Here is a 9,635-nt window from a genome sequence, read left to right as displayed (position 1 = left end):
TGCGGATGTAGCGCAGTTGGTAGCGCATCACCTTGCCAAGGTGAGGGTCGCGAGTTCGAGTCTCGTCATCCGCTCCACATAGGCTCACGCCCTCGGGATTCCCGAGGGCGTGAGTTTTCTCATATCGGTTGGACGCCGCGGTTTCAGTGTGCCTTGGCCCACATATATCTAGGGACGGGGGCCTCCTACTCACCGCGCGCCTGGGTTTTCAGCTGTTCGAGGAACATGCGAGCCACCGTAAACTCCAACGGTTCCCTCATCGGGTCGGAGTACGTCTTCTCCCCCGCCCGGCGCGTCAGCTGTTCCCGTACGAGCGTGACAATGGCGTCTACGCCTCCTGATGAGACTTGCATCGGGTTTTTCGTGGTCTGCACGAGTTCCGGACTGATTCCCATGTCTGCAGCGATGCGACGGAAGAGCGCCTTGTCTTGTGCGATGTCGGCCCCACGGATGACTCGTGGGTGGATGCGCAGTGCGAGATCGACTGCCTCGTGTGTCTGCCAAACCTGAATGTGGCGCTCGGGGTCTGCGATGAGGCGCTCGTAGAAGTCCGGGATGAAACGTTGCCTGGTGAAGTTTGCCTTGATCCCTCGGCGTACCTGGTCATCCCACAGTTGGAGGTAATTGTTGGCTGCTGTATCGATGGTTTTTCCGCCGAGAAACAGTGCGTCCGCACCTGCCCCTGTGATGAGTGCGCCGTCGGCATGATACTCCTGCCTGTACGTGTCGATGGCTACCAAAATGGCCCCAGAGAGCACTTCCCAAGGTTCCACGGTGTCGAGGCGCTCGATGGTTTCCTTGAGCAGCGTCTCCAGCGCTTCCCCGCGTGGGGCGACGACGTGATGCTCGAAGCCGAGTGCGCGGGCCACCTCACTCGCCACCTTGGTCTCCTCCGCTGCCTGTTGCGAGGAGTCTTGACTGAACGTCACCGCGAGGACGTCGGTACGCAGTTGGGCGAGCACCGCGGCGATGAGGATCGAGTCGACGCCGCCGGAGAGCATGAGAGTGGGGCGCCCCGGCCAGCGCCCGAGCACCGCTGTGAGGCGTGCACGCAGGTAGTCGACGACAGCGTGTTTAGCTGGCGCATATTCGGTGATCTCGTATGTACCTGGCTCGATGCTGCGCTCGTCGGCGACGTATTCGCAGCCTTTATCCGTCACAGCCAATTTTCGTCCTTTCCTCAAGCGCTGCAATTCGCTGCTGCAGCTCTCGTATTTGTTTCCGTCGCGTTTTCATCACCACCGGTTCGGCGTGCGTATGGCGGTAGACCGCCACGTGCACCATCCAGGAGAATGCGCCCAGGATGACCCCGGCGGTAAGGATCAGGCCGAAGCGTTCAAAGGTGCCAATCTGTTCTAGCCCTGCGAGCGAGATGTTGAAAGACAGCACCCCAATGACAGCGAGGAAGACAGACAGAATCTCTATGCTCCGTAAGAGACTGTTGCGTGACTCTGCTTCAATCCTCTCCGACATCCGCTCTACTTCGGCGCCGACGTGCGCAAGCTCTGCATCTACACGTCCTTGAATGGAGTTTTGTACCTGCCGTTCGGTGGCAATCATCATCCGGTAGGAGACGAACTCCCCGTGCAGCGCTGTGGCATCCGCGGGTAGGTTCTTAATGGCCATCTGCACAGAGTGAAGTGCCTCGGCGTAAAAGTCGTCCCGGGAACGAACCGTGTGTCCCGAGAACACGTCGGAGCGTGGTGCTGCTTCGATGGCTGCCATGCGGCGGTATCCCTCGGCACGCCGGTAGTGCGCGATGTAGTCGTTTGGCGAGTGATAGCGCAAGATTGCCTCAGAGAAGGCGAGTATTTGCTCCCCATACTCGGTGTCTGGGTAGAGCCACAACCCGTGGAGCATGAGATGTTTGAGCTTCAGTGGCACTTGTTCCAGCTGAGAAACGGCATGCTCGTTCCCGTCGCTGGGTGGGGCTCCCACGGCGTCGAAGACGTGCTGCGGGTCAATCCTACGACCCGAGAGCAGCCTGGCGAAGGTGAGAAAAACCTGGTTGAGGTTGACGGTCACCGACAGGTTGTGGAAGCGCAGGGGCGCATCGTTCGCCATATCGAGTACGCGCCGGATGCCATCGTGGTCGAAGTTGAAGCGATGGAGTTGCAGCTCGATAAGGATGAGCGCGAACTCTGCAGTGCGAGACTGCCTTGCCCATTCCGGCAACAGCCGAAGCCATTCCTCGTTGTGCTCACCGAGGCAGCGCTCACGTGCCTTCCACGTTGCGTCGGTCACGGCGTTGAACATCGCTTCAAACGCATCGATTTCACGGTAGACGGTCTCACCAAACACCGCGTCTGCAAGTACGCAGACCTGCTGTTTCCAGTCGGCATCTGCCACGTCTGAGTCAAAGAGCGCTGCGAAGAGCCGGTCAGGGTGTTCGCCACCTATCCATACCCGCTGCGCCTCTTCCACGAGCGGAAAACGATCGAGCACGTGCTGTCTCCTTTTAAAATCCTGGCAGTCAGATGTGTACGCTTGACGCCATGATAGACGCGAGCCGCACTTTCGAACCAGCTGAATTGCTGGGCACTGTGCTGCCCGCTTCAGTCCCGGAACTGCGTCTGCTTGCGGTCATGACACTTTCCGGCGCGGCATCTCTCGATGGCACCTCCCGCTCCCTTGGCAACGCCATCGATGCCGCGCTGCTCAACCTGCTGCGTGTGTGGTCCGACGCTGTCTTAGTCGGTGGAGGCACCGCGCGGGCGGAAAACTACTTCGGAGTCAAGTGCACCGACGAGGACAAGGCCGAACGTCGGTCCCGCGGGCAGGCGGAGGTCCCACCGCTTGCGATCATCACCGAAAGCTTCGAGTTTGACGTGGACACACAGTTGTTTTACGACACGGAGGTGCCTCCGCTTTTCCTCGCTCCGGAGCACCACGTCGACGATCCGGAGCTCGCCGAGCGTCGAGAAGCACTCCTGCACGCGGGCGGCCGCATTCTGTCCACTGGCGATGGCACTGCACGCTCAATTATCGATGCCCTGCACGCCCAGGGCTTTAACCGCATCGTTTGCGAGGGCGGACCTGGACTCTACGACATGCTCCTGACTGCTGGGCTCGGTGACATTTTGCACCTGACCATCGACCCTACGTTGCAAGGCAAGGTAGAAAAGCCCCTCTTCGGCGGAGGTGGAGACTATGCCACCCCGCTCGAGCTCGAAGACGTGCGGGTGAGCGAGGACTCGACGATGTTCGTGCGCTACCGTCTGTGGGGCACTGCTGCTTCCCACGAGGGGTAACTGCATTCGGTACTGTTATGCAAGTGACAAACGCACAAGACACTCCCCCCGCCTGGGCGCAGCGCCTGAACAACATCTGGACCGCTCCTGCCCCACAGAATGGCTCGCACACCACAGCGGCAACGCGCACGCTACAAACCGCCGCTAACGCAGCTGCCTGGCCACTGGCACTTCTGCTCATCATCCACCGCGTTGCCGTTCTTGCAAGGCACGGCTCCCAGACCGACGACTTCACCACCGTGTGGGCTGCCACCCGTCGCTTCGTCGAGCGCGTCCCCGTCTACAACGAGGTGTATCACCACGTCGATCCGCACTATCTTTACAATCCTGGAGCTACGCTACTGCTCTCACCTTTGGGCCTGTTTGACGACGCCTCGCTGATCCGTCCACTCTTTGTTTTAGTAAACACCGCCGCCATTCTTGCGGCACTTGGAATCCTCACGAAGCTCAGTAGAAAACCGCTGAGCCACCCGATGCTACCTATCAGCATCGTGCTCAGTTTCTGCACCGAGTCAGTTGTGAACACACTCGTCTTTTCGAACATCAATGGTGTATTGCTGCTCCTCTTTACCGTATTCCTCTATAGCTATACTCACAGGCGCTTTGTGTTAGCCGGCGTCTGCCTAGGCCTCGCCATACTGGTCAAGCCGATGTTTGCCCCCTTGGTGGTGTTGCCACTCATGCAACTCCGCTGGCGTTGCGTCGTACCGAGTGTCCTAGTTCCCGTGCTCTTCAACGTTGTCGCATGGCCAATGACACCGGGCGCCCGCGATTACATCGATGTCGTCGTCCCCTACCTAAAGATCACCCGCGACTATGCCAATTCATCGCTTGCCGGCTTCACGACTTACTTTGGACTTCCAGCGCAGTTCTACGACGCACTATTCGTCTTTTTCGGCATCACTGTCGCTATAGCGGTCCTAGGGCTTGCCCGCTGGCGCTGGTCAGACGAGCTCCTATGGCTCACGTTTAGCTCCACGGTGTTACTCGCGGGTGTATGTTTGCTCTCGTCCCTCGGCCAGGCTTACTACTCGATGATGCTCTTCCCGGCGGCTTTCACTGTACTTTCAGCACGAAGCCCAATGCACACCAGCGGCCCCTGGATCGGACTATTTTTCTGCCTTGCACCGTTACAATGGACGACACTTCGAAACCCTCTCATCGGGAACTGGATTACTACATTCCTCCCCACATTGGGTTGGGCTGTGTTCATCGTATCGACGGCCACCTGGGTACTCACAACAGTGTTCACAACAAAGAAAGGCGAAAGAGACCCTCATGACAGAGAATCGTTTTCAGCAGATGACGGAAGCAGAGTGGAAAGCTCACCTCGCCCCTGAGGAATTCCGTGTACTTCGGCAAGCCGGCACCGAAGCACCTGGAGTTGGTGAGTACACCGACCATTTCGAAGAAGGCATCTACGTGTGCCGTGCATGCGGCGCAGAGTTGTTCCGCTCTACAACGAAGTTCGACGCCCACTGCGGGTGGCCAGCGTTCTACGCTCCTGATAGCGAAGCCGCCGTCATCAAGCGAGCCGATTACTCTCTCGGAATGGTAAGAACTGAGGTGCTTTGCGCTCAATGCCATTCCCACCTGGGGCATGTATTCGAGGGTGAGGGTTTCAACACACCAACCGATCAGAGATACTGCATCAATTCAATTTCTCTGAAGTTTGATGCCCCAAGAAAGGACGATTAAAGAACTCCCCCAGCGCCGAGATGCGCTGAGGGAGTTTTTGATTTCGCAATGCCAGCTACGGCAGAACCTTTATGACGTCAGCAATGCTTGCGACGCGGCGACCGGTCTGGAACGGGATTTCTTCTCGGACGTGAAGGCGCGCTTCTGTGTAGCGCATCGTCTTCATAAGTGACTCAATACGCTCCAGCGTGTCCGCCTCGAACGAAAGCATCCACTCATAGTCGCCAAGGACAAAGGCCTCGACGGTGTTGGCACGAACGTCTGCATAGTCGCGTGCTGCCATGCCATGCTCCATTAGGATCTTGCGACGCTTCTCAGGCTCCATTACGTACCAGTCGTATGAACGAACGAATGGGTACACCGTAATCCAGTCCTTCGGATCCTCCCCCATGATGAAGCTCGGAAGATGCGACTTGTTGAACTCCGCAGGGCGGTGAATTCCATTACCGAGCCACGAAACCTCCAACAGCTGACCGAACGCGGTGTCACGGCGGAATCGCGCGAGTGCATCCTGGATGTACTCGAATTCCTCCGCATGCCACCAGATCATGAAGTCCGCGTCAGCCCGAATACCAGTGTTGTCATAGATACCACGTACGACAACTTTCCCTTCCTCTTTGAGCTGCTCAAAGAACTTTTCCGCTTCTGCGATAACTTCGTCGCGCTCGGTACCAAGTGCACCTGGGATCGCACGAAATACCGCGTACTGCAGGTAGCGCTGGGTTGCGTTCAGCTTTTCGTAGTCAAGCTTCGCCATTTAAACTCTCCTTCTGAGATTCACGGAAACACGTTGGATGCCAAGGCGACCAACCGTCGCTATAAAAACATACATCAAACGAAAGTACTAGTTCAGTGTACACTTCGCTGCAAACGCTGAATCTTGCCAACCAATATACGGCGCGCCTCGCCCCCTCAAAGCCGCATCCTCATTAGCTTGGTTGGCGTGATGAACTCGGATACCACCTCCCCAAGCGAGAGCGCGTCGACTCCTGCGGAGTTCACCGCAGCGGTCGAATCGATGCATAAGGCTCAAGTGCGCCCAGAAATCTCCATCGGTACCATTCGGCCTCCTCAGCGGCCTGCACCGTTTAGCCACGCCGTTGGGCTTGAGGTTATCCAGACCAAGCCAGACCAAGGTGACGCGTTCGGTCGCCTCATCCTGCTTCATTCCCCCGACGCCGAAGAGGCCTGGGAGGGTTCAATGCGACTAGTCGCCTATATCCAGGCAGATATGGACGATGCTGTCGCGGCGGATCCACTTCTCCCCGATGTGGCATGGCAGTGGCTTAACGAGTCGCTCGATGGCAATGGGGCCGGGTTTACCAACCTTGGAGGTACGGTAACCTCCACAGCTTCCGTCCGCTACGGGGAGATTGGCGGCCCTCCGCGGGCGTACCAATTGGAGATGCGCGCATCTTGGACAGCTGAAGGAATTGATCTGTCATCACATGTGGAAGCGTTTGCAAATGTCCTCAGTTTAGTGGCGGGTCTGCCACCCGAAGGTGTGCGAACCATTTCGTAGCATTAGTATGTGTACGCATGGAAGTGAATTTGTCCTACACCTTTGTCGATCATCCATCGCAGTTTGCCGAGGTAGCTGATCGATTAGCCGAAGGACTTGGTCCTTTTTGTATCGATACCGAACGAGCCGGCGCGTACCGCTACGATGACCGAGCATTCCTCGTACAGATCTACCGCAAAGACGCGGGAACGTTCCTCATTGCCCCTGAGCACTATCGAGACGAGTTCGAACAGTACTTTGCACCAGTCTGCAATGATCAGGAGTGGGTAATACACGCGGCGAGAGAGGATCTACCGTGTCTCGCGCAATTAGGATTACGCCCGTCCACTATTTTCGATACCGAACTTGCAGCACGATTTGCAGGCTACCCAGCAACCAAACTTGGCGTGTTGGTAAAGGAGTTTTGCCAAGTCTCACTTCCCAAGCAGCACGGCGATGCCGATTGGTCACAGACACCACTGACCGACTCAATGCTCGAGTACGCAGCGCAGGACGTTATTTACCTGCCCCACCTTGAACAGGCCTTAGTACACCTCCTCGATATGCAAGGCAAACTTGAATACGCGAATCAAGAATTTGCTCATTTGGTAGCTACGCGTTCAAACCCGGGGGTAAAGAAACATTCTTGGCTCGATATACCCCAGGTTTCGGACAAATTGTCGGATCTCGAGCTCACTTTGACGAAGTGGCTTTGGGATGCTCGCGATTGTTTTGCCTACGACCAAGACATAGCTCCGGGATTAGTACTTCCGAACAAGATGCTGGTACCACTGGCTCAGTCCCGCCCAACGACCGTTGACGAATTGCTGGCGTTTGACGGTGCAACCCATGCGCTCACCACCTATCCATACTTCTGGCTCGAGACAATCCATGATGCGCTGTTATCCCCATTTGAAACCGCACTGAGGGAACAACTTCGCTTACCTACTAGGAAAAGCATTTGGGAGTGGACAAGGCACAACAAAGTGGCGCTACGTACGCGACAAAACATAAACAATCGGGTCGCCGAAATCGCCGAGACTCTTAAGATCCGCAAAGAGCTGATTTTGACGAACAAGGTCCTCGAACGGACCATATGGACCGCCTTCCACGAACGTCTAGATTGGCCAATGGAATACACCCGTCCCCTGCTCAAGCAGATGGGACTGCGCGAATGGCAAATAGACTTCCTAGCACCTATTTTCGTGGCGGAACAGCCGGAACCTCGCCGCTAGGCAGCGAGTGCCTTATTGATCGCGGTCCTCAAGGCCGCGTACCCACTCGCGAATCTTTTTCGTCGCAGCTGACTCGTCCATACCGAATTCTTCAAAGATCTGTTCCCGGGAAGCGTGCTCTGGGAACACCTGAGGAAATGCAATATGCCGCAGCGGTGTGTCGATTTCAGCGTAGGACAACGCTTCTGCAATTGCTGAACCAACGCCTCCATGCACGATCCCGTCTTCATACACCACGACAAGGTCGGACCCAACCGCAAGCTCGAGAATATCAGGGGAAACAGGCACAACCCAACGAGGATCTACCAGGGTAACTCGAACATTGTCCGATTCCAATCGTTCAGCGACCCGTAGTGCCGAATCCGCAAAAACTCCCACTGCAACAATCAACACATCAACTGTCTGGTCACTTTCATCATTCTGCGCAGTCGATGATGGCTCTCGAAGAATATCGACGCCTCCTGGAAGCCGCTTAATAGCTGCTCGGTTCTCGCCGACGTTCCCCTTAGGGAAGCGGACGACAGTTGGCCCGTCCTTAACAGTCAGAGCTTCCCTAAACAGTTCCCTTAGCTGCTGCGGATCCCGAGGCGCCGCGACACGAATATTTGGGACGATTGACGTCAGCGCCATATCCCACACGCCGTTGTGGCTTGCGCCGTCCGTACCAGTGACGCCCGCTCTATCGAGCACTACAGTCAACGGCTGCTTGATAAGTGCTGCGTCCATCAGGAGCTGATCGAAAGCTCGGTTCAAAAATGTGGAGTAGACCGCGACAACGGGGTGCAGTCCCCCGAGAGCAAGCCCGCTGGCAGAGGCAATCGCATGCTGCTCCGCAATACCGACATCAAAAAATCTATCAGGGAATTCCTCTGCGAACGGTGCAAGGCCTGTCGGCCCAGCCATAGCGGCCGTGATTGCGACAATGTCACGTCGAGTCCTAGCGGCGTCGAGAAGTTCCTCGGTGAAAATTGATGTCCACCCTGGCTTGGACTTCTTCAGAGTTTCTCCTGTAACAGGGTCAATCGCACCAGTGGAGTGCATTTGGTCGGCGATGTTGTTAACTGCGGGGGCGAAGCCGTGGCCTTTCTCAGTCACAACGTGCACAATCAAGGGCCCCTCGTAGGTCTTCGCGTACTCGAAAGCGCTTAGCAACGCCGTGAGGTCGTGACCTTCTACTGGCCCAACGTACTTCATCCCCAGCTCCGGGAACATCTCTGTTGGGATAACCTGGGCCTTCACTCCTTCTTTCAGCGCATGAAGCGCTTCAAACGTCCGTTCTCCGACCCAACCCATCGACTTGAGGGTCTTCTTACCGGATTCCATTACGTCGTCGTAGCCGGGTTTCATGCGCAAAGCTGCGAGCTGATCACGAAGGCGAGTCAGGTTGTTCGCAAAACCACCAATAGTTGGCGAATACGAGCGACCATTGTCATTTACGACTATGACTACGTTGCGTTCTGCGGCTGCAATGTTGTTCAGCGCTTCCCAGCACATCCCACCTGTCAGTGCACCGTCACCGACGACGGCGACAACATTTTCGTCGCCCTTGCCCTGAATGTACTTGGCTTTCGCTAAGCCATCTGCAATTGAAAGCGAAGCACTCGCGTGCGATGACTCAGTCCAATCATGTTCCGACTCCGAGCGCGAGGTATAGCCAGAAAGACCGTCTTTCTGACGCAAGGAATCAAACTGACCAGCACGCCCGGTCAGAATTTTATGCACGTACGACTGGTGAGAGGTATCAAAAACGACCGGTTCCGTTGGCGAGTCGAATACGTAATGCAGTGCAATTGTCAACTCGACAACGCCGAGGTTCGGCCCCAGGTGACCTCCCGTTGCTGACACCTTCTCAATTAAAAACTGGCGTACTTCATCAGCGAGATCTGATAATTCCCCAGGCGCCAACGACTTCAAATCCGCTGGCGAATTGAGTTTACCTATCAGTCCCAC

The 9,635-nt window shown here is 56.4% G+C and carries 9 protein-coding genes and 1 tRNA gene; 6 read left to right on the top strand and 4 right to left on the bottom strand.

Annotated elements, in window-relative coordinates; translation table 11 throughout:
* Position 1 precedes the first annotated feature (1 nt).
* Positions 2-77, top strand: a tRNA-Gly gene (locus ACXIUA_RS06750).
* A 108-nt stretch (positions 78-185) separates the two neighbouring features.
* Here ACXIUA_RS06750 and ACXIUA_RS06745 read toward each other — a convergent pair.
* Entirely contained in the window at positions 186-1,160 is a 975-nt protein-coding gene (locus ACXIUA_RS06745) for an asparagine synthase-related protein (protein ID WP_070976789.1), read from the bottom strand.
* Positions 1,150-2,445 (bottom strand): hypothetical protein, encoded by a 1,296-nt coding sequence (locus tag ACXIUA_RS06740; RefSeq protein ID WP_256005067.1) that lies wholly within the window; start codon positions 2,443-2,445, stop codon positions 1,150-1,152. Before ACXIUA_RS06740 ends, ACXIUA_RS06745 begins: the two co-directional genes overlap by 11 nt.
* 50 nt (positions 2,446-2,495) lie before the next feature.
* Between ACXIUA_RS06740 and ACXIUA_RS06735 the strand changes: the two genes are divergently transcribed.
* Genes ACXIUA_RS06735 through msrB form a run of 3 tightly spaced genes read left to right on the top strand, consistent with a single transcriptional unit; the run spans position 2,496 to position 4,949 of the window.
* On the top strand, positions 2,496-3,251 hold the full coding sequence (locus ACXIUA_RS06735; protein WP_070479004.1) for a pyrimidine reductase family protein: 756 nt from the start codon (positions 2,496-2,498) through the stop codon (positions 3,249-3,251).
* A gap of 23 nt (positions 3,252-3,274) precedes the next feature.
* A complete protein-coding gene (locus tag ACXIUA_RS06730) occupies positions 3,275-4,591 on the top strand; it encodes a glycosyltransferase family 87 protein (RefSeq protein WP_256005068.1) in 1,317 nt (438 codons plus the stop codon).
* Entirely contained in the window at positions 4,530-4,949 is a 420-nt protein-coding gene (msrB, locus tag ACXIUA_RS06725; protein WP_070976779.1) for a peptide-methionine (R)-S-oxide reductase MsrB, read from the top strand. Before ACXIUA_RS06730 ends, msrB begins: the two co-directional genes overlap by 62 nt.
* 55 nt (positions 4,950-5,004) lie before the next feature.
* Here msrB and hemQ read toward each other — a convergent pair whose 3' ends face one another.
* Positions 5,005-5,706 (bottom strand): hydrogen peroxide-dependent heme synthase, encoded by a 702-nt coding sequence (hemQ, locus tag ACXIUA_RS06720; RefSeq protein ID WP_070362360.1) that lies wholly within the window; start codon positions 5,704-5,706, stop codon positions 5,005-5,007.
* A gap of 189 nt (positions 5,707-5,895) precedes the next feature.
* On the opposite strand from hemQ, the gene ACXIUA_RS06715 reads away from it, so the two are divergent.
* Both ACXIUA_RS06715 and ACXIUA_RS06710 read left to right on the top strand, forming a co-directional pair.
* Positions 5,896-6,471, top strand: coding sequence for a DUF3000 domain-containing protein (locus tag ACXIUA_RS06715; protein ID WP_070362359.1), 576 nt, complete (start codon positions 5,896-5,898; stop codon positions 6,469-6,471).
* A 17-nt stretch (positions 6,472-6,488) separates the two neighbouring features.
* A complete protein-coding gene (locus ACXIUA_RS06710; RefSeq protein WP_070478958.1) occupies positions 6,489-7,685 on the top strand; it encodes an HRDC domain-containing protein in 1,197 nt (398 codons plus the stop codon).
* 12 nt (positions 7,686-7,697) lie between these two features.
* Here the strand turns inward: ACXIUA_RS06710 and dxs are convergent.
* Positions 7,698-9,635 (bottom strand): 1-deoxy-D-xylulose-5-phosphate synthase (dxs, locus tag ACXIUA_RS06705; protein ID WP_457976427.1); only part of this gene is annotated, 1,938 nt, incomplete at its 5' end.

The sequence above is a fragment of the Corynebacterium sp. UMB8791 genome, from assembly GCF_054166365.1.
Note: the sequence above shows the minus strand (reverse complement) of the source record. Positions and strands in the feature narration are given on the sequence as shown.